The sequence below is a fragment of the Dongshaea marina genome, from assembly GCF_003072645.1.
GTDB lineage: Bacteria > Pseudomonadota > Gammaproteobacteria > Enterobacterales > Aeromonadaceae > Dongshaea > Dongshaea marina.
In genome coordinates this window covers 4,398,940-4,416,637 of record NZ_CP028897.1, presented here as the reverse complement: position 1 = coordinate 4,416,637, position 17,698 = coordinate 4,398,940, and the positions used below count along the sequence as shown (strand labels likewise).

Here is a 17,698-nt window from a genome sequence, read left to right as displayed (position 1 = left end):
CAAGATAGTCATTTTCCACCATGAACGCATTACAGATACAAACCTTACAAGAGATGGGTTTTGAACTCTGGAGTTTGCGTGACCAATTTTCTTCAGATAGCCCGTTTTTTCACCATAGTCCTTTAAAAGAGCACTCATCCAAATCTCAGGCTCTGGCCGTTCCACAGCAGTGTCGCCTGTTACTGGTTATAGGTAATGATGCCTCAAGTCAGGAACCTTTGCTAAGCTCGGTGCTGCAGGCCCTGGGAATTAAGGTCAGTGAGCTTTTTGTGACCTCTGAGCGAGAGTTTTGCAACGGGGTGTCCCATACCCCCTCAATCTGTTGGTTTGCCGGTGTGAGTCCTCAGCCGATGGGAGAGGGCCAGATAATCGAAACTTTGGCACTGGAGAGCTTACGCCAGGACTGGCAAGCCAAGCGCGCGCTGTGGCGTGAGCTGCGAGAGCTCGATGTTTGAGACTCTACCCATTGAGGCGCAGGATCTCGATGAGCTGCTGCATCTTGAGACCTTGGCTCAGGAGTACCCCTGGTCGCGCCAGCAGCTGGCCTCCTGCATCGGCGGCCGCTATTTTGGTTCACGGCTGGTTTCAGGCGGACAGACGTTCGGCTTTTATCTTGCTGATCTTATCGGGGGGAGTCGACTCTGTTTAATATCTGCATCGCGCCGGCTTTTCGTCGTCGTGGCCTCGGCCGGCAGTTGCTGGAGCACCTCATTGGGCAGCTGAAGCAAAAAAAGGCGGATCTGCTATGGCTTGAGGTCAGGCGCTCGAATCAGGCTGCTTTGAATCTCTATCAGGAGCTCGGTTTTGAGTCTCAGGGAGTTCGCAAAGACTACTACCCGGCTGAAAGTGGCCGTGAAGATGCTTTGGTGATGCGTTTAACTCTTCCACAGAAAAGCTGAACTCTAAAAACACTTTTTGCCTGTACTATCCTTGGCCGTTGGTAAGCTTTCTGGTATCAAACAGCTCAAATACCTAAACCACCTACCTGTACCATGAAGTATTTGAGCCATGGATGGCGAGCCACGTAGCTCGATGGAGGGACTCATCGCGCGCAGTAAGGTTTTGCCTACTTTTGACGATCTAAAAGTTGGGTGCTGTCGGGCACCCCCCGACAGGGTTTGCAGCTGTTCGGCAAACCAGGAGCATCAGCATAAACTTTAAAGGCAATAACGCTTAGCTGCACGGTGATGGCATCTGCCACAGAAATGGCTGATGAAAACAAGATTAAGGCTCTGAATGAGTCAATCCCTCTATACTCAAAAAAAGTGATTTTTTCGGGTAGCTTATGTGGCCTTACCGGTTATTGGTTCCTCTGATGCTTTTTTCATCCCTCGCAGCAGCGACAGATATCTATCAATATGTGGACTCGCGGGGGTGGTCAGCTTTACCGATAAGATAGACAAGGCCGCACCCTATAAGCCCCAGCTACTAAAAATCGGTCATAGTAAATCGACTCTGAGTACCAGGGTGGTTAAACGTGAAGATGGTCACTACCTTTTTGCCTATAACTCTCATCCGGTTTCGGTTCGCATCGAGTTTTTGTTTAGTGAGCTTATCAATGCCAGCACCGGCCAATCCGGCCCGCTGATTTTTGAACTTCCGGCCCTTCGTGAAATTGCACTGCTTAAAATAACCCCGGTTAAAGAGGGCCAATGGAGCTACCGATATCAGCATCGCCTGCTGACAGATGAGATCCTCTCTTCTGGAGATATAGTACTGACGACCCTACCGTTTTGGGGGCGGTTTCAGGTATCCCAGGGATTTATGGGGAGCTTTAGCCACCAGGGACCACAGAATCGTTACGCCATTGATGTGGCTATGCCGCTGGGTAATCCGATTGTGGCGGTCCGCGATGGTGTGGTCATAGAGGTGGTGGATCGACATAGGGATCTCGGCTCGGCGAAGGGGAAGCGCTCTGAGATGAACCATATTCGTCTCAAGCACCGGGATGGCAGTTACAGCCTGTATGCGCATATCCAGAATCGAAGTGCCAGGGTGAAGGTTGGACAAAAGGTTAAAGAGGGACAGCTGCTGGCTCGCTCCGGATTTAATGGCTTTAGCACAGGTCCCCATTTGCACTTTGCGATGCAGCGCAAGCGCGGTGATAAGTTTATCTCTATACCTTTTAACTTCTCGGGTAAGCGACCGGAGCGTTTTGCCTGGCTTGGAAGTTATCTGCAACGGCCAGCGGCGACTCAATAGAAGCACCTATTACTCGACCAGGGCGCTTTTAGGGTGAGCTAACTGTTGTTGAGCTCCTTAGTCAACACATCCCTTGGGATCTTCAGTGTCTCATTGATCGCCATGGTGATGGTGGTGGGAGACAGGGGCATATAGTTACCCCGGCTATAGCTAGGGGATGGCATCCAGATCTGCTCCAGATCCACCAGCACATGGATGGGACGCGGCATATCATCGACATTGTTCTGGACAAACAGGGCCGGAAGACGACTCTGGTAGGGGTAGCGTCGCGCCAGATTACGGCTGTTATCAGTAGCACTGATATTAAGGCGGATCTTGATGAATTTTTTAAGCTCTGCTTTTAGCTCTTTATCCCGCAGAAAATGCTCCTCAAACAGCTTGCAGCGCCGGCAACGCTTTTTCTCGATGAGGACTAACAGCGGTTTGCCGCTACCCATCGCCTCGGCGCGTCCCTTCAGATAGCCTCTTTCATTCTCAAACCAGATGATCGGGGTGAAGGGCTCGGGAATTTCTGCCGGACGTTTGAGGTAAAACCAAGCCACAGCACCCAGTAGCACTATCAGTGCACCAATCAGGGCGCCCAGGCTATGGCGTAATAGCTGTTGTTTCACAAGGTTTCTCCGCTAATATGGCGATATCCTCTGATATCTCTAAGTATATTGCAGCAGATAAGTTTCGCTTGAGTTCGAAACTTATCTGCGTTTTTGTTGCCTATAGGGAGTTTCCCCTCTGGCAGGATTTGCTAAAAAAACATACACTAAGCCTCAGGGGAAGCTCGTTATGGAGTGCTGCTTCCTCGTTTTTTGCTTAGCGAGAGGGAAACTCTTATGAAGAAAACTTTGATTGCACTGGCGGCGGCGGCAGTCCTGGCTGCAGGTGGCGCTATGGCTGCTCCAGCTACCGGTAGTGGTACGGGGGGGGCTCAGGTAGCACCACAGGTGCGACTACAGGAACCACCACGGGAACTACCACAGGCTCTACTACTGGGGCGACAGTCGCAACCGGCACAGCGACCACAACCGGCGTCACCACAGGCACCATCACTGCGGTTGCAGTGGGAACCGCGGGTGCGGTTGCGGCGGCTGCAGCGGCCGTGGCCAGTAACTCTGATACCACAGGGACCACTGCGACGACAGGCTCTACCTGATCTCTGCTGTGAGTTTAAAAGCCGCCTCATTGGCGGTTTTTTTATGTTTGTGATCCAGTGCCTGCTATCCATTTAGCAAAGCTCTGGCTATCTGGTTTGCTACCAACAAACAGGGTATATTCGAGTCTGGGGCAGCCGTGACTGCCACTAACTCCCATTGCAGTGTGAGGTCAAGGACAGATGTCTTGTGCGGTTCGATTGAGGGTCATATTGATGATCCTGATGGCGTTGCTTCTCAGCAGTTGCAGCGCAAAGTTTCAGCAGGTGGGTGAAACCGCCAAGCTTGCATTTTTGGGGCAGAAGGGGGCCGAGCTCACACCAGAGCAGATCGCAGCCATTCCCTATGCCAGTATCTATGCCCGCCAGGGTGACGGCCCCCAAGCCTTTATGGTACTGGCTTTTGCTGAACAGGGGCTGGATAAATGGGTTTCCAGCGACCATGCGATGCTGGTGACCCGTAAAGGGCGGCTGGTCAAAGCGATCGGCCTGGAACATCAGCTAATTTCAGTCTCCAATCAGCAAAAAGACCCTGTTATTGAAGGTCTAAAACCCGCGAATATGCCCCAAAGTTATAGCCGGAAGATAAGCTGGATGCCCGGATACTTCAGTGATATCAAGGAGGAGTCCAGCTTTCAATTTATCGGCAAAGAGCAGTTGACTATTGCCGGCCACAGCATGGAGCTCAATAAATTCACCGAGTTCCTTACCATTCCCGCCTTCGACTATCAGGCGGTCAATACTTTCTGGGTCGAGCCGGACACCGGGCTGGTTCGTAAAAGCATCCAGCACTACGCGCCGGATGTGCCACCTCTGACCATCACTCAGCTCAGACCCTACATAGGAAAGTATTCATGATGCGTAAACTACTAGTTGTCGGGATGCTGCTGTGTGCGGTTTGGTCACAGGCATCCCGTGCCGAGATTTTTTTGAAGGTCACGGGCCAGGAATCAGGCCAGTACTGGCTGAGCCAGAGTAAAGTCCGGGTGAGTCAGCTGGTATTGAAGGCGACCCATGGCAAAGAGCTCTGGTATCGGGGCGCCAGCCTGCAGACCGATCTGAGCGATGCCGATACCCGGGCGCTGAAGCAGAAGCTTGAGCAGGAGCTCAGCGGGCTCTATGAAAAATATCTTAAAGATGATGATGATGCCGAGGCCGCCAGCATCAAGGTACTCTTGGATGAGGTTAGAAGGCTTTCGCCCCAGGGACGCCTGCTGACACCATTGGATCCGGACCTGCTGCGGCTACAACCTCAGCATGATCTGCTACTTAAAACTACTAAATTCAGGGAGACTTCTGGCAGGGCCGAACATATTGAGCTCTATCTTCCCAAGCAGCCTGATACCATCAAGTTGATGGGGCTGATTAACAAACCAGGTGCCGTGACCTTTGTGCCGGCCCAGCCGGTTTCCGGCTATCTCAATGAGATGGAGCGACTCAAGCTGGCAAGCCACAACCAGGTATATCTCATTCAGCCCGATGGTGAAATTAGCCAGGCGCCGGTTGCCTATTGGAATCACCTTAAGCGTTACCTGGCTCCGGGAGGCACCCTTTTTGTGCCGCTGGCGGGCAGTGACTATCAGCAACTCAATTATCAGATCGCGACCCTGGTGGCGCGGCAGATCCGAACTTAGGCAGGGATGTAGCTGTGAAGAAAATAAGCTTATTAGTGGGGTGCTGTCTGCTGGGCATCTATGGTCAGGCTCAGGCGAGCAGCCTGGTGGAGCAGGTCCCCATCGCGTCACTGACCGATTTTGGGGATACCGGGCTGATTCAGATGCCTTCGGCACGGATGGCACCCGCCGGCGAGTTTAGTGCCAGCGTTAACCATGTTTATCCCTACTCCTATCTCAACCTCTCCCTGCAGCCCTTTTCCTGGCTGCAATTTACCGGGCGCTATGTGAATATCCAGGGGGTCAGATATGGGGCCGAGAGCTTATCAGGTGACCAGGATTATAAGGATAAGAGCATCGATGCCAGGGTACGGCTGCTGAGCGAGGGCTATTACAATCCTGAGGTTTCTCTCGGGGCGCGTGACCTCGGGGGGACCGGGCTTTTTTCAGCGGAATACCTGGTGGCTTCCAAACGGGTTTATGACTTTGATTTTACCCTGGGGATGGGCTGGGGTTACTTGGGGCAGCGCGATAATGTGAAAAACCCCTTTACCTGGGCGAGCTCCTCCTATGAGACCCGCACCAACGATGTGGGCAATGGCGGCACCATAGATACCGGCGCCATGTTCCACGGCCCGGCGGCCCTGTTTGGCGGCATCGAGTACCAGACTCCCTGGCAACCACTCAGGCTCAAGATTGAGTATGACGGCAACAACTACAAGAATGATTTTGCCCCCAATATAGATGCGGCATCCCCCATCAACTACGGCGCCGAGTTGCAACTGAGTAAATATTTCGGGCTGCGTCTTGGCTATGAGCGGGGTAATACCTGGATGTTGGGGCTGACCATGCGCACCAACTTCAATGAGATCATTCCCCACTCCCACCTGGATGAGGCACCGGCCGAGGTGAAACCCTCCAAGGTTAAGTCGATGGATGAGGTAGACTGGCAGAAACTCTCTCAGGATGTCAGCAAGAATGCCGGTTATCAGCAGCCAAGCTTCTACCGGGAGGGCGACAAGGTTACTCTGCGTGGTACCCAGAGGAAATACCGGGATGCCAAAGTTGGAGAGGATAGGGCCGCGCGGTTGATGGCCAATGCCCTGCCGGATACAGTTACGGGCTACCAGATTGTCGATGAGCAAAAGCGCCTGCCGTTGACTCAGACCAATATCCCGGCCAAGCCCTTTAAACAGGCCAAGGCCTACGAGATCTCAGAGCAGCAGCTTGATGACAGGGTCACCAACAGTTCACCACCTCATCAACCGGGCGAGCTTATGTACCAGGGCAGTCAGGGGGATCTCGGCTACTCCATCGATCCTGCATTTAACCAGTCGATCGGTGGCCCCGATGGCTTTATTCTGTATCAGCTGGGGCTTGTTCCGGGGGCCCGCTACTGGTTTACCGATCACCTGCAAGTCTATGGGTCAGCCTATATTAATCTTTTCGATAACATGGACAAGTTTACCTATACGGCGCCCAGCAACTTACCAAGGGTTCGGACCTATATCGCCGAGTATCTGAATCAATCGACGGTGCGCCTCAATAACCTGCAACTGACCCATTTTGATCGTTTTGGTGAGAACTGGTACAGCCAGGTCTATGGGGGATATCTGGAGATGATGTATGCCGGGGCCGGTGGTCAGCTCCTGTATCGGCCGCTGGATAAGCGTTGGGCTGTGGGTATCCAGACCGATGCGGTGAAGCAGCGTAGCTATGAGAACCAGCTGGGGATGCGTGATTACGACACCATCACCGGCCACCTAACAGGCTACTACCAGATCCCTTATGGTGGGCTTCTGGCCAAGGTGAGTGTCGGACGTTACCTGGCAAAAGACTGGGGTGGAACCATAGATCTCTCCAAGACATTTGCTAACGGGATCCGCGCCGGCTTTTTTGCCACCAAGACGGATGTCAGTGCCGAGGAGTACGGTGAGGGAAGCTTTACCAAGGGCTTTTACCTCTCGATTCCGTTTGATGTGATGACGGTACGCCCCAGCACCTCAACCGCTGATCTGAACTGGATCCCACTGACTCGCGATGGCGGGCAGATGCTCCAACATAAGTACGATCTCTACCAGATCACCTCGGCTCGTGAGTTTAACGAGAGCTAGAGGTATTTGTTATATGTCACCCGGGATCCTTAACAAAGATTCCGGGTGAATCTCATCCCGATTCATTCCCGTGATTTCTGCCGATACCTTTTGACAAGTGACGGTACCAATCATATTCTGCGACACCGGCACAACAGGAGACAGCCTGTTTTGTGACAAAGTTTGCAGAACTATTTTACAAACACATGAAACTGATTGTTTTTTTTTTGTGTTTGATGAGCGAAGATAGAACAGTTCTGCTGTTACAAAGCCAAAGGGCTGCGTGCTGAGCCGGCCACAAAAAATAGAACCAAAACCAGTTTTATCAGGATTGGCTGTATAACAGAGGTGATTTTGTTAATTCAATTCAGGGATATATCATGCAAATAGGTATACCAAAGGAGCGACTCGCCGGGGAGACCCGCGTTGCGGCGACACCTAAGACGGTTGAGCAGCTCAGGAAGTTCGGCTTCACGGTAGCTGTTGAGCAGGATGCAGGTCTGCTGGCAAGCTTTACCGATCAAGCATATGTTGATGCGGGAGCTGAGCTCGCAACCCCTGCCGATGTCTGGCAGAGTGAACTCTTGTTCAAACTGAATGCCCCAACCGATGAAGAGATAGAGTTGATCCCCGAGGGAGCAACCTTGGTCAGCTTTATCTGGCCGGCTCAAAATGAAGCACTGTTGAAAAAGCTCACCGCCAAGAAGATCAATGTATTGGCGATGGACATGGTGCCGCGGATCTCCAGGGCCCAGTCCCTGGACGCCCTGAGTTCGATGGCTAATATTGCAGGCTATCGCGCCGTGGTTGAGGCGGCTCACGAGTTTGGGCGCTTCTTTAATGGCCAGATCACCGCCGCCGGTAAGGTTCCACCCGCCAAGGTGCTGGTGATCGGTGCCGGTGTCGCCGGTCTTGCCGCCATAGGTGCGGCAGGCTCTCTGGGCGCCATCGTGCGTGCCTTTGATACCCGTCCCGAGGTGAGTGAGCAAATTGAGTCGATGGGCGCCGAGTTCCTGATGCTTGATTTTGAAGAGGATGGCTCCTCCTCCGATGGCTATGCCAAGGTGATGTCTGAAGCCTTCATTAAGGCGGAGATGGAGCTATTTGCCGAGCAGGCCAAAGAGGTGGATGTCATCATCACCACAGCGCTTATCCCGGGCAAGCCTGCGCCTAAGCTCATTACCAAAGCCATGGTCGAGAGCATGGCTCCCGGCAGCGTGATTGTTGACCTGGCGGCGCAAAATGGCGGTAACTGTGAGCTGACCGTGCCCGGTGAGCTTTCGGTGACCGACAATGGAGTGCGGATCATCGGCTATACGGATATGGCGGGGCGTCTGCCAGCCCAATCCTCCCAGCTTTATAGCACCAACCTGGTGAATCTCATCAAATTACTGTGTCCTGAAAAAGATGGTGCCATCACCCTCAACTATGAGGATGAGGTGATCCGCCACATGAGCGTGATTCAGGAGGGGGAGATCAGCTGGCCACCACCACCGATAAATGTCTCTGCTGCGCCTCAGCCTAAGCTCAAACCTGAGCCGGCCAAGCAGAAAAAAGAGGATGAGACACCCAAGTCCCATCTCAAGCACCATATCTCTATGGCCGTCGGTGTGGTGCTGTTTGGCTGGTTGGCGAGTGTCGCTCCGGTTTCATTCCTGTCGCACTTAACCGTGTTTGTTCTTGCCTGTGTGGTGGGGTATTACGTCATCTGGAACGTTACCCACGCCCTGCATACTCCGCTGATGTCGGTGACCAATGCGATCTCCGGGATCATAATCGTCGGGGCTTTGTTGCAGTTTGGCCATAACCACGCGATCATCGCGATCCTTGCCTTCGTGGCAACCCTCATCGCTTCGATCAATATATTTGGTGGCTTCACCGTGACTCAGCGCATGCTGAAGATGTTCAGGAAATAGGGAGAACAACAAGATGTCTCATGGACTCGTAATCGCGTCTTATATTGTTGCTGCCATCCTGTTTATCCTCAGTTTGGCTGGCCTCTCCAAGCAGGAGACGGCGCGTACCGGTAACTGGTACGGAATTATCGGGATGGCGATCGCCCTGATCGCAACCATCTGTAGCCCGGATGTTAGCAGTGTCGGATGGATTCTGCTGGCGATGGTGATCGGTGCGGTGATCGGTATCCGCTTTGCTCTCAAGGTTGAGATGACCGAGATGCCGGAGCTGGTGGCGATCCTCCATAGCTTCGTCGGTCTGGCGGCGGTATTCGTCGGCTATAACTCCTATATCGATCATGGGGAGCTGACCGGGGTCCTGCTCAATATCCACCTCGCCGAGATCTTCATCGGGGTGTTTATCGGTGCCGTGACCTTTACCGGCTCTATCGTCGCCTTCGGTAAGCTGCGTGGGATCTTCTCTTCGAGCCCGCTGATGCTGCCTCAGCGTCACAAGATGAACCTGCTGGGTCTTATCATCTCTGTGGTACTGCTGGTCTATTTTGTTCACAACGGCGGCAGCTGGCTGGCTCTGCTGGTGATGACTATCATAGCTTTGGCCTTTGGCTGGCACCTGGTGGCATCTATCGGTGGCGCGGATATGCCGGTGGTGATCTCCATGCTCAACTCCTACTCTGGATGGGCGGCAGCGGCGGCCGGTTTCATGCTCTCCAACGATCTTTTGATCGTGACAGGTGCCCTGGTGGGCTCCTCGGGTGCGATCCTGTCTTACATCATGTGTAAGGCGATGAACCGCTCCTTCATCTCGGTGATTGCCGGTGGCTTCGGGACCGACGGCTCCTCAACCGGTGAAGGCGTGGTGGGTGAGCATACCGAGATCTCTGCGGCCGATGTGGCTGAGATGCTCAAGGACTCAAGCTCAGTGATCATCACCCCGGGTTACGGTCTGGCCGTGGCTCAGGCGCAATATCCGGTTGCCGAGTTGACCCGTCGCCTGCGTGAGAAGGGCGTCAATGTTCGCTTTGGTATCCACCCGGTAGCCGGGCGTCTGCCTGGACACATGAACGTCCTGCTGGCTGAAGCCAAGGTGCCTTACGATATCGTGCTGGAGATGGATGAAATCAACGATGATTTCAGCGATACGGATACGGTATTGGTAATTGGTGCCAACGATACGGTCAACCCTTCGGCCGAGGAAGATCCGAACAGCCCAATCGCCGGGATGCCGGTCCTCGAAGTATGGCATGCACGCAACGTGGTGGTGTTTAAGCGCTCAATGAACACAGGTTATGCCGGGGTGCAAAACCCGTTGTTCTTCAAAGAGAACACCCAGATGCTGTTTGGCGATGCCAAGGACAGTGTCGAGGCGATTCTGAGCGAGCTGTAATTCACGCTTATGCTCATGATAAAGCGGGAAGGATAACCTTCCCGCTTTTTTTTTGGATAAATTTACCCCGGTCAGGCTTTAGTGATCCCCTGAGGCTGGATATAATGAGCAGTTAATTTTTTCGATAGCGCCATAATCTGTCGCTATCGTCGTTCTATATAGCCAGAGTGGTTGAGTGATATAAGCATGTCTGATTTCTTGCAAGAAGTCGGCAAACGCAGAACGTTTGCCATCATTTCCCACCCGGATGCGGGTAAAACAACCATCACAGAGAAGGTGCTGTTGTTCGGTAACGCGCTGCAGCGCGCAGGTACGGTAAAGGGCAAGAAGTCAGGTCAGCATGCCAAGTCCGACTGGATGGAGATGGAAAAAGAGCGTGGGATCTCGGTCACCACCTCTGTGATGCAGTTTCCCTATAACGACTGCCTGGTAAACCTGCTGGATACCCCGGGGCACGAAGATTTCTCTGAGGATACCTACCGGACCCTGACCGCCGTGGACTCCTGCCTGATGGTGATTGATTCGGCCAAGGGTGTCGAGGAACGCACCATCAAGCTGATGGATGTCACCCGGCTGCGTGATACGCCGATCGTCACCTTTATGAACAAGCTGGACCGGGATATCCGGGATCCACTGGAGCTGATGGATGAGGTTGAAGAGGTGCTGAATATCGCTTGTGCACCGATCAGCTGGCCGATCGGCATGGGTAAGCAGTTCAAGGGGGTGTATCACATCTACCGTGATGAGGCGATCCTCTACGAGACGGGTCAGGGCCACCAGATCCAGGATAGCCGGATCATCAAGGGGCTGGATAACCCCGAGCTGGATGAGGCCGTGGGTGAAGAGTATGCGACCCAGCTGCGTGAAGAGATGGAGCTGGTGCAGGGCGCTTCTCACGAATTCGATCGAGAGCTGTTTCTGGCTGGTGAGCTGACTCCGGTGTTTTTCGGCACCGCCCTTGGGAACTTTGGGGTGGATCATATGCTCGATGGCCTGACCGAGTGGGCGCCAGCGCCGCAACCACGTCAGAGCGATCAGCGAGAGGTGAGTGCCGATGAGGAGAACTTCTCCGGCTTTGTGTTTAAAATCCAGGCCAACATGGATCCTCGCCATCGGGATCGGATCGCTTTCCTGCGGATCTGCTCCGGGACCTATCGTAAAGGGATGAAGATGCGCCATGTGCGCCTTGGCAAGGATGTCAGCATCTCGGATGCTGTGACCTTCATGGCGGGTGATCGCAGCCACGCCGAAGAGGCGTTTGCCGGGGATATTATCGGCTTGCACAATCATGGCACCATTCAGATCGGTGATGCCTTTACCCAGGGTGAAGTGATGCGCTTTACCGGGATCCCTAATTTTGCCCCTGAGCTGTTCCGGCGCATTCGTCTCAAGGATCCACTCAAGCAAAAGCAGCTGCTCAAGGGGCTGGTACAGCTCTCCGAAGAGGGAGCGGTCCAGGTGTTCCGTCCCCTGGATAGCAATGATCTGATCGTTGGTGCCGTCGGGGTGCTGCAGTTTGATGTGGTGGTGGCGCGCCTTAAGGGAGAATACAAGGTCGAGGCCCTGTATGAGCCGGTCAACGTGGCCACCGCTCGCTGGGTTGGTGCCCAGGATGAGCGCAAGCTCGATGAGTTCCGCCGTAAGTGCTCACTGAACCTGGCCCTGGATGGAGGTGATAACCTCACCTATATTGCCCCCACCATGGTCAACCTCAATCTGACCATGGAGCGTTACCCGGATATCGAGTTCCATAAGACACGTGAGCACTAAGTTCGGGGACTCATTCACAGCAGATCCTAAGCTTATGAGTGAGTCTGTTTGTTGAGAGAGCGGGTTCGGTTATGGTAGCTGAGCCCCTCATACAGCTTTTTCGGGGGATGGATCACGGGACCTTGCAGGGAGAAAATAGATGCGGTTACTGGCTCTGATACTGTTTTGTCTGTTGTTGGGACTTACCTACCAATTCTGGTTTGGTAACAATGGGATGCTGGAGTATCAGCAGGTCTCCAAGAGTGTGGTCCTGCAGCAGCAACGTAACAGTGAGCTTGAGGAGCGAAATGCGATGATGCGACGCGAGGTCGCCGATCTGCGAAATGGTTTTGAGGGTGTTGAGGAGCATGCCCGTAATGATCTGGGGATGATCCGTCAGGGCGAGACCTTTTACCGTATTCTTCCCTCCCGAAACCCTCATTCAAAGAGTAATCCATGACTGATGAACTGATTGCCGTGGTGCCTGCTGCCGGCGTTGGACGCCGGATGGGTGCGGACCGCCCAAAACAGTATCTTAAACTGGGTAAGCAGACCATTTTGGAGCATACCCTGCAACGCTTGTTGGCTTTTCCTGCGGTCAGCCAGCTGATATTGGCCCTGGGGGCCGATGATGAATATGCCAGTGAGCTGGCAATTTTACGCGACCCAAGAATCATCCGGGTGGAAGGGGGCCGGGAGCGAGCCGACTCCGTGCTCCATGCACTGGCAAAGGCGAAGGCTCCCTGGGTGATGGTTCATGATGCGGCCCGCCCCTGTATTACCCATGAGGATCTTAAAAAACTGTGGGATACGGCACGCAGCGACGGCGTTGGAGCCCTGCTGGCAGCTCCGGTGCGTGATACCATGAAGCGTGGTGACTTAAGTGGGCGAGTTGCCCAGACGGTTTGTCGAGAGCGGCTCTGGCATGCTCTGACTCCTCAGCTATTTCGTACCGAGCTCTTATACCGAGCCCTTGAGCAGGCGGGGGAAGCAGGCCTTGAGGTCACCGATGAATCATCTGCGATGGAGTTTGCCGGTTATCATCCAGCTTTAGTTGAGGGGCGCTTTGATAATATTAAGATCACCCACCCCAAGGATCTCAGGCTGGCTGAGATCTTTATGCAGTTACAGGAGAGTAATGGATGATGATAAGAATCGGACATGGGTTTGATCTGCATCGCTTTGGTGCACAAAAGCCCCTGATCCTTGGGGGCGTAGAGATCCCATACTCCCAGGGGCTCATCGCTCACTCCGACGGGGATGTGGTTCTGCATGCCGTATCCGATGCTTTGCTTGGCGCAATAGCAGCCCGGGATATAGGTTATCACTTCCCAGATACCAGCAGTGAATTTAAAGATGTAGATAGCAAACTGTTGCTGCAAAGAGTCTATGCTCTGGTGAAAGAGCGGGGCTTTCTGCTGGGGAACCTTGATGTCACTGTATTGGCCCAGGCTCCCAAACTCTCTCCCCATATTGAAGCGATGCGTGATGCGATCGCTGAAATTCTTGAAGCCAAGCCGGATCAGGTGAATGTGAAAGCCACAACCACTGAGAAAGTTGGCACCATAGGTCGCCAGGAGGCGATCGCAACTGAAGCCGTGGTACTGATAAACCGATGTTGATCCCAGAATTTAGCTATCTGCAGGGCCAGCCTGCCGGAACCGGGCGGTTAAAAACCACCCCCGAAGATTTCTTTGTGCGTGAGCACCTTAATTTCACCCCATCCGGAGAGGGAGAGCACCTGCTGATCCGTGTTCGCAAGCGGGGGATGAATACCGCTTTTGTGGCCAAAAAATTGGCCGAGCTGGTGGAGGTCCCGGCCCGTCAGGTCGGTTGGGCCGGCCTCAAAGACAGGCATGCGGTTACCGAACAGTGGTTCGCGATCCACCTGCCAGGTAAGGCGATGCCTGATCTAAGTCCTCTTGAGAGCGACGAGCTACAGATCCTTGAGGTGACTCGTCACAACAAGAAGATGCGCACCGGGGCTTTGAGTGGCAATGACTTTAAGCTGGTGCTGCGTGAGCTCAGTGACCCAGATGAGGTGATGACGCGTCTTGAGCGCCTCAAGGAGCTTGGGGTGCCGAACTATTATGGTCTGCAACGTTTCGGCCGCGATGGGAAAAACATAGAGCGAGCCGCTGCCATGTTTGGCGGGGCCCGGGTACGGGATAAGATGCAGCGTTCGATGGCCCTGTCGTCAGCGCGAAGCCTGCTGTTTAACCAGGTGGTGAGTGAGCGATTAAGCCAGGAGCTGGCAACCACCCTGATGGCGGGTGACTGTGTGATGCTCAGGGGTAGCCGTTCGTTTTTCAGTGAGCCAGAGCTAAGCGATGAGTTGCTTGAGCGTTTTGCATCGGGAGATATTCAGCTTTCTGCGCCCCTGTGGGGACGTGGTGAGCTGGGCTCTCAGGGAGCTGCCCGGGAGCTTGAGCAGTCGGCACTGAGTGAATTCGCTGATTTTTGTGAGGGGCTTGAGAAGGCCGGAATGAAGCAGGAGCGGCGAGCCCTGATGCTTCATCCCGAAGCTTTGGATTGGCAGCTTGAAGGCGATATGCTTACCCTGAGTTTTCACCTGCCAAGCGGGTCATTTGCAACCTCGGTTGTTCGGGAGTTGGTTCAGGCCATTGAGGTAGACAGCGAAAGATGAAAATACTGATCAGTAATGATGATGGTGTCCATGCCGAGGGAATTTCTGTACTGAGTCTGGCCCTGTCCGAGATAGCCGAAGTGGTGACGGTGGCGCCGGACAGAAACTGCTCCGGCGCCAGTAACTCTCTGACCCTGGAAACCCCCTTGCGGGTCCAGCCGGTGGAGGGCAGTGGCTTTCTGGCGGTGAATGGAACACCGACCGACTGTGTTCACCTGGCCCTCAATGAGTTGGTATCGCCGGAGCCGGATCTGGTGATCTCCGGGATCAACCATGGAGCGAATCTCGGGGATGATGTGATCTATTCGGGAACGGTCGCCGCGGCCACCGAGGGGCGTCACTTGGGGCTTCCTGCGATTGCTATTTCACTGGTGGGAGACAAGCACTTTGCCAGCGCCGCTCAGGTTGCGGTGCAGCTGGTCAAACGCTTGCAGAAACAGCCTCTGCCCGCCGATCAGATCCTCAATGTCAATGTCCCGGATCTGCCCTATGCTGAGCTCAAGGGGTTTAAAATCACCCGCCAGGGGGCGCGTCACCGCGCCGAAGAGATGATCAGAACCCAGGACCCCAGGGGCAAGACCATCTTTTGGCTGGGTCCTCCGGGAGAGCGTCAGGATGCCGGGGATGGAACCGATTTTGCTGCAGTTGATGAGGGTTTTGTCTCCATCACACCGCTGCGTATCGATCTGACGGCCTACACTCAGATGCCCCAGTTGAGTGAGTGGGCCGAGACATTGGAGATGTAAGTGATCAGTCATTGCGAACAGTTACTCTATCAGCAGCTACAGGCCCAGGGGATCCATGACTCACGGGTTTTAGCGGCGATCCGCTGCGTGCCCCGTCAACGGTTTGTGGATGAGGCGCTGGCGCATCAGGCCTGGGATAATACGGCGCTGCCGATAGGGTTTGGTCAGACCATCTCCCAGCCCTATATCGTAGCTCGCATGATCTCAGAGCTCAGCAAGTCTAGCCCCAGGCGAGTGCTGGAGATAGGCACGGGATCGGGTTATCAGACCGCGATTCTGGCGCAGCTGTTTGAGCGGGTCTATTCGGTGGAGCTGCTGGAGCCTCTGTTGTATCAGGCCAGGCGGCGTCTGAAGATGTTGGATCTGCACAATGTGATCTCCCGCCAGGGGGATGGTTGGCAGGGGTGGCAGAGCAAGGCGCCGTTTGATGCTATTATTGTATCGGCAGCGGCCCGCTGTGTACCAAGAATGCTACTGGAGCAATTGGCTGATGGAGGAGTGATGGTGATCCCCGTGGGTGAGTCTTCGCAAAACCTGCAACGCATTAGTCGCCATGGCGAACACTTCACGACCCAAATCCTGGAGGCGGTTCGCTTTGTACCTCTGGTAGAGGGGAGCCGAGGATGAAGATCTTCTCCTCTATGTTTATCCGGATGATGGAGTGGGCACGCCACCGCCATGCCCCCTATTATCTGGCGTTCTGTAGCTTTATCGAGTCCATTTTCTGGCCGATCCCGGCCGATGTGATGCTGGCTCCCATGTCATTGGCTAAGCCAAATAAAGCCTGGTTCTACGCCATGATTACCACGCTGTTTTCGGTGGCAGGCGCTGCGGTTGGCTATGGGTTGGGATATGCCCTCTATGATCCCTTAGTTCAACCTTTGGTAGAGTGGGCTGGCTATCAGCACTATATTGAGCTGGCCCGCGGCTGGTTCACCCAGTGGGGAGTCTGGATCATCTTCATCGCCAGCTTTACCCCGGTGCCTTACAAGGTGTTTACCGTGACTGCTGGCTTGCTGCAGATGGCATTTCTCCCCTTTATACTGATCTCTATTGTAGGTAGGGGGATGCGCTTTTATCTTGTATCCCTGGTGATGGTATTGGGTGGTCCCAGGATGGAGCAAAAGCTACTGCTGTGGATCGACAGGTTGGGCTGGGCGACCCTGATTGGGATAGCTCTGATATATTTTGTCTGGGGTAGATGAGTACAGGGATAGCGAGAAGATATATCAGACAATGGCTGGTGCTGCTCATTACTCTGGGGCTGGTTGGCTGTGCCTCTAACGGACCCGCTCCGGTTTCAAGTGTGGGGCCGGTCGGAGGCTATTGGCGAGTCCAGCCCGGGGATACCCTCTATTCCATCGCCTGGGGTTCGGGCAAAGATTTTCAGGAGATTGCCCGCTATAACAAGATTTCCGCTCCCTATAATATCTACCCGGGCCAGCTACTACGCCTGACTCCCAAGGTTGTTGCTTCCTCATCGGGCTACTATAAGGTCCGAAAAGGCGACACCCTGTACGGGATCTCCCGCAAGCTTGGAGTTTCTGCCTCCCGGTTGGCGGCCTTGAATGGATTACGTTCTCCCTATCGTCTCTATCCCGGTCAAAAGCTCAACCTGGTGGCCAATGGTCAGCCAAAAGTTCGTCATTCATCACACTCCGGCTCCTCCTCCTTGACGAAAAAGCGTCAAGTGACTAGTAGCTCCTCCCCGAAAACCTCCCCTACACCCGCCCCGGTTTCCTCGCGCAAGGCGAGCTCCTCGTCAGTCAAACGAGTCTCACAACCCGCGTCCCGTAAGGCTGTAGCCCATAGCTCTCAGAAAATCAAATGGAGCTGGCCCGCATCTGGCCCAATTATTGCCAGCTTCTCTTTATCTGAAACTGGCAATAAGGGTATCGATATCGGTGGCAAGCTCGGCCAGCCCATCTATGCAGCCGCATCCGGAGTCGTGGTATATGCCGGAAGTGCACTGAGAGGCTACGGCAAGTTGATCATCATCAAGCACAACGATGATTACCTGTCCGCTTATGCACACAACGCGCATATCCGGGTGAAAGAGCAACAAAAAATTAAAGTTGGGCAAAGGATTGCCGACATGGGAAATACTGGAGCGGTGAAAGTTGCCCTCCATTTTGAGATTCGTTATCGGGGAAAATCCGTCAATCCTATTCGTTTTTTGCCAAAGCGCTGAGAGTTCCTTT

20 protein-coding genes are annotated in these 17,698 nt (G+C 54.0%); 18 read left to right on the top strand and 2 right to left on the bottom strand.

Annotation, left to right across the window (positions count from 1 at the left end; translation table 11 throughout):
* Positions 1 to 53 precede the first annotated feature (53 nt).
* From DB847_RS20620 to DB847_RS20605, 4 genes are all read left to right on the top strand, one after another.
* Positions 54 to 455, top strand: a complete 402-nt coding sequence (locus DB847_RS20620) for a DNA polymerase III subunit psi (RefSeq protein WP_159084774.1) — start codon at positions 54 to 56, stop codon at positions 453 to 455.
* Positions 448 to 723: a GNAT family protein gene (locus tag DB847_RS20615; protein WP_108652360.1), complete on the top strand. Its 276-nt coding sequence runs from the start codon at positions 448 to 450 to the stop codon at positions 721 to 723. Before DB847_RS20620 ends, DB847_RS20615 begins: the two co-directional genes overlap by 8 nt.
* Positions 642 to 899 carry a ribosomal protein S18-alanine N-acetyltransferase gene (gene rimI / locus DB847_RS20610; RefSeq protein ID WP_108652359.1) on the top strand — a complete coding sequence of 86 codons (258 nt, stop codon included), beginning with the start codon at positions 642 to 644 and terminating at the stop codon, positions 897 to 899. Before DB847_RS20615 ends, rimI begins: the two co-directional genes overlap by 82 nt.
* A gap of 475 nt (positions 900 to 1,374) precedes the next feature.
* Positions 1,375 to 2,202 carry a M23 family metallopeptidase gene (locus DB847_RS20605; protein ID WP_108652358.1) on the top strand — a complete coding sequence of 276 codons (828 nt, stop codon included), beginning with the start codon at positions 1,375 to 1,377 and terminating at the stop codon, positions 2,200 to 2,202.
* 38 nt (positions 2,203 to 2,240) lie between these two features.
* Here the strand turns inward: DB847_RS20605 and DB847_RS20600 are convergent, their stop codons facing one another.
* Both DB847_RS20600 and DB847_RS24565 read right to left on the bottom strand, forming a co-directional pair.
* Positions 2,241 to 2,813: a thioredoxin family protein gene (locus tag DB847_RS20600; RefSeq protein WP_108652357.1), complete on the bottom strand. Its 573-nt coding sequence runs from the start codon at positions 2,811 to 2,813 to the stop codon at positions 2,241 to 2,243.
* Between the two features lie 286 nt (positions 2,814 to 3,099).
* Positions 3,100 to 3,318, bottom strand: a complete 219-nt coding sequence (locus tag DB847_RS24565; protein WP_159084773.1) for a hypothetical protein — start codon at positions 3,316 to 3,318, stop codon at positions 3,100 to 3,102.
* 211 nt (positions 3,319 to 3,529) lie between these two features.
* Here DB847_RS24565 and DB847_RS20590 point away from each other — a divergent pair, with 211 nt between their 5' ends.
* From DB847_RS20590 to DB847_RS20525, 14 genes are all read left to right on the top strand, one after another.
* Complete coding sequence (locus DB847_RS20590) at positions 3,530 to 4,204, top strand: YjbF family lipoprotein (RefSeq protein WP_108652356.1); 675 nt, start codon at positions 3,530 to 3,532, stop codon at positions 4,202 to 4,204.
* Positions 4,204 to 4,980 carry a capsule biosynthesis GfcC family protein gene (locus tag DB847_RS20585; protein ID WP_159084772.1) on the top strand — a complete coding sequence of 259 codons (777 nt, stop codon included), beginning with the start codon at positions 4,204 to 4,206 and terminating at the stop codon, positions 4,978 to 4,980. Before DB847_RS20590 ends, DB847_RS20585 begins: the two co-directional genes overlap by 1 nt.
* A gap of 14 nt (positions 4,981 to 4,994) precedes the next feature.
* On the top strand, positions 4,995 to 7,073 hold the full coding sequence (locus tag DB847_RS20580) for a YjbH domain-containing protein (RefSeq protein WP_108652354.1): 2,079 nt from the start codon (positions 4,995 to 4,997) through the stop codon (positions 7,071 to 7,073).
* 359 nt (positions 7,074 to 7,432) lie between these two features.
* Positions 7,433 to 8,968: a Re/Si-specific NAD(P)(+) transhydrogenase subunit alpha gene (gene pntA, locus DB847_RS20575; protein ID WP_108652353.1), complete on the top strand. Its 1,536-nt coding sequence runs from the start codon at positions 7,433 to 7,435 to the stop codon at positions 8,966 to 8,968.
* Between the two features lie 13 nt (positions 8,969 to 8,981).
* Positions 8,982 to 10,355 carry a Re/Si-specific NAD(P)(+) transhydrogenase subunit beta gene (gene pntB / locus DB847_RS20570; RefSeq protein WP_108652352.1) on the top strand — a complete coding sequence of 458 codons (1,374 nt, stop codon included), beginning with the start codon at positions 8,982 to 8,984 and terminating at the stop codon, positions 10,353 to 10,355.
* Between the two features lie 180 nt (positions 10,356 to 10,535).
* Positions 10,536 to 12,125, top strand: coding sequence for a peptide chain release factor 3 (gene prfC, locus DB847_RS20565; protein ID WP_199911885.1), 1,590 nt, complete (start codon positions 10,536 to 10,538; stop codon positions 12,123 to 12,125).
* A gap of 139 nt (positions 12,126 to 12,264) precedes the next feature.
* The gene (gene ftsB, locus DB847_RS20560; RefSeq protein ID WP_108652350.1) at positions 12,265 to 12,564 is read left to right on the top strand and encodes a cell division protein FtsB; all 300 of its coding nucleotides are present in this window, start codon (positions 12,265 to 12,267) and stop codon (positions 12,562 to 12,564) included.
* Positions 12,561 to 13,250, top strand: a complete 690-nt coding sequence (ispD, locus tag DB847_RS20555; RefSeq protein WP_108652349.1) for a 2-C-methyl-D-erythritol 4-phosphate cytidylyltransferase — start codon at positions 12,561 to 12,563, stop codon at positions 13,248 to 13,250. Before ftsB ends, ispD begins: the two co-directional genes overlap by 4 nt.
* A complete protein-coding gene (ispF, locus tag DB847_RS20550) occupies positions 13,250 to 13,726 on the top strand; it encodes a 2-C-methyl-D-erythritol 2,4-cyclodiphosphate synthase (RefSeq protein WP_108653049.1) in 477 nt (158 codons plus the stop codon). The genes ispD and ispF overlap by 1 nt, the downstream gene beginning before the upstream one ends.
* On the top strand, positions 13,723 to 14,751 hold the full coding sequence (gene truD / locus DB847_RS20545; protein WP_407644469.1) for a tRNA pseudouridine(13) synthase TruD: 1,029 nt from the start codon (positions 13,723 to 13,725) through the stop codon (positions 14,749 to 14,751). Before ispF ends, truD begins: the two co-directional genes overlap by 4 nt.
* Positions 14,748 to 15,497, top strand: coding sequence for a 5'/3'-nucleotidase SurE (gene surE / locus DB847_RS20540; protein WP_108652347.1), 750 nt, complete (start codon positions 14,748 to 14,750; stop codon positions 15,495 to 15,497). Before truD ends, surE begins: the two co-directional genes overlap by 4 nt.
* Positions 15,498 to 16,124 (top strand): protein-L-isoaspartate(D-aspartate) O-methyltransferase, encoded by a 627-nt coding sequence (locus DB847_RS20535; RefSeq protein ID WP_108652346.1) that lies wholly within the window; start codon positions 15,498 to 15,500, stop codon positions 16,122 to 16,124. It begins immediately after the preceding gene.
* The gene (locus tag DB847_RS20530) at positions 16,121 to 16,702 is read left to right on the top strand and encodes a YqaA family protein (protein ID WP_108652345.1); all 582 of its coding nucleotides are present in this window, start codon (positions 16,121 to 16,123) and stop codon (positions 16,700 to 16,702) included. The genes DB847_RS20535 and DB847_RS20530 overlap by 4 nt, the downstream gene beginning before the upstream one ends.
* Positions 16,699 to 17,688 (top strand): peptidoglycan DD-metalloendopeptidase family protein, encoded by a 990-nt coding sequence (locus DB847_RS20525; protein ID WP_108652344.1) that lies wholly within the window; start codon positions 16,699 to 16,701, stop codon positions 17,686 to 17,688. The genes DB847_RS20530 and DB847_RS20525 overlap by 4 nt, the downstream gene beginning before the upstream one ends.
* Positions 17,689 to 17,698 lie beyond the last annotated feature (10 nt).

What these genes read in the sequence shown, in the direction of transcription:
- DB847_RS20620 (WP_159084774.1), top strand. Translation starts at nt 54, where the DNA reads ATGGGTTTTGAACTCTGGAGTTTGCGTGACCAATTTTCTTCAGATAGC.
- DB847_RS20615 (WP_108652360.1), top strand. Translation starts at nt 448, where the DNA reads ATGTTTGAGACTCTACCCATTGAGGCGCAGGATCTCGATGAGCTGCTG.
- DB847_RS20590 (WP_108652356.1), top strand. Translation starts at nt 3,530, where the DNA reads ATGTCTTGTGCGGTTCGATTGAGGGTCATATTGATGATCCTGATGGCG.
- DB847_RS20585 (WP_159084772.1), top strand. Translation starts at nt 4,204, where the DNA reads ATGCGTAAACTACTAGTTGTCGGGATGCTGCTGTGTGCGGTTTGGTCA.
- pntA (WP_108652353.1), top strand. Translation starts at nt 7,433, where the DNA reads ATGCAAATAGGTATACCAAAGGAGCGACTCGCCGGGGAGACCCGCGTT.
- pntB (WP_108652352.1), top strand. Translation starts at nt 8,982, where the DNA reads ATGTCTCATGGACTCGTAATCGCGTCTTATATTGTTGCTGCCATCCTG.
- ftsB (WP_108652350.1), top strand. Translation starts at nt 12,265, where the DNA reads ATGCGGTTACTGGCTCTGATACTGTTTTGTCTGTTGTTGGGACTTACC.
- ispD (WP_108652349.1), top strand. Translation starts at nt 12,561, where the DNA reads ATGACTGATGAACTGATTGCCGTGGTGCCTGCTGCCGGCGTTGGACGC.
- ispF (WP_108653049.1), top strand. Translation starts at nt 13,250, where the DNA reads ATGATAAGAATCGGACATGGGTTTGATCTGCATCGCTTTGGTGCACAA.
- surE (WP_108652347.1), top strand. Translation starts at nt 14,748, where the DNA reads ATGAAAATACTGATCAGTAATGATGATGGTGTCCATGCCGAGGGAATT.
- DB847_RS20530 (WP_108652345.1), top strand. Translation starts at nt 16,121, where the DNA reads ATGAAGATCTTCTCCTCTATGTTTATCCGGATGATGGAGTGGGCACGC.
- DB847_RS20525 (WP_108652344.1), top strand. Translation starts at nt 16,699, where the DNA reads ATGAGTACAGGGATAGCGAGAAGATATATCAGACAATGGCTGGTGCTG.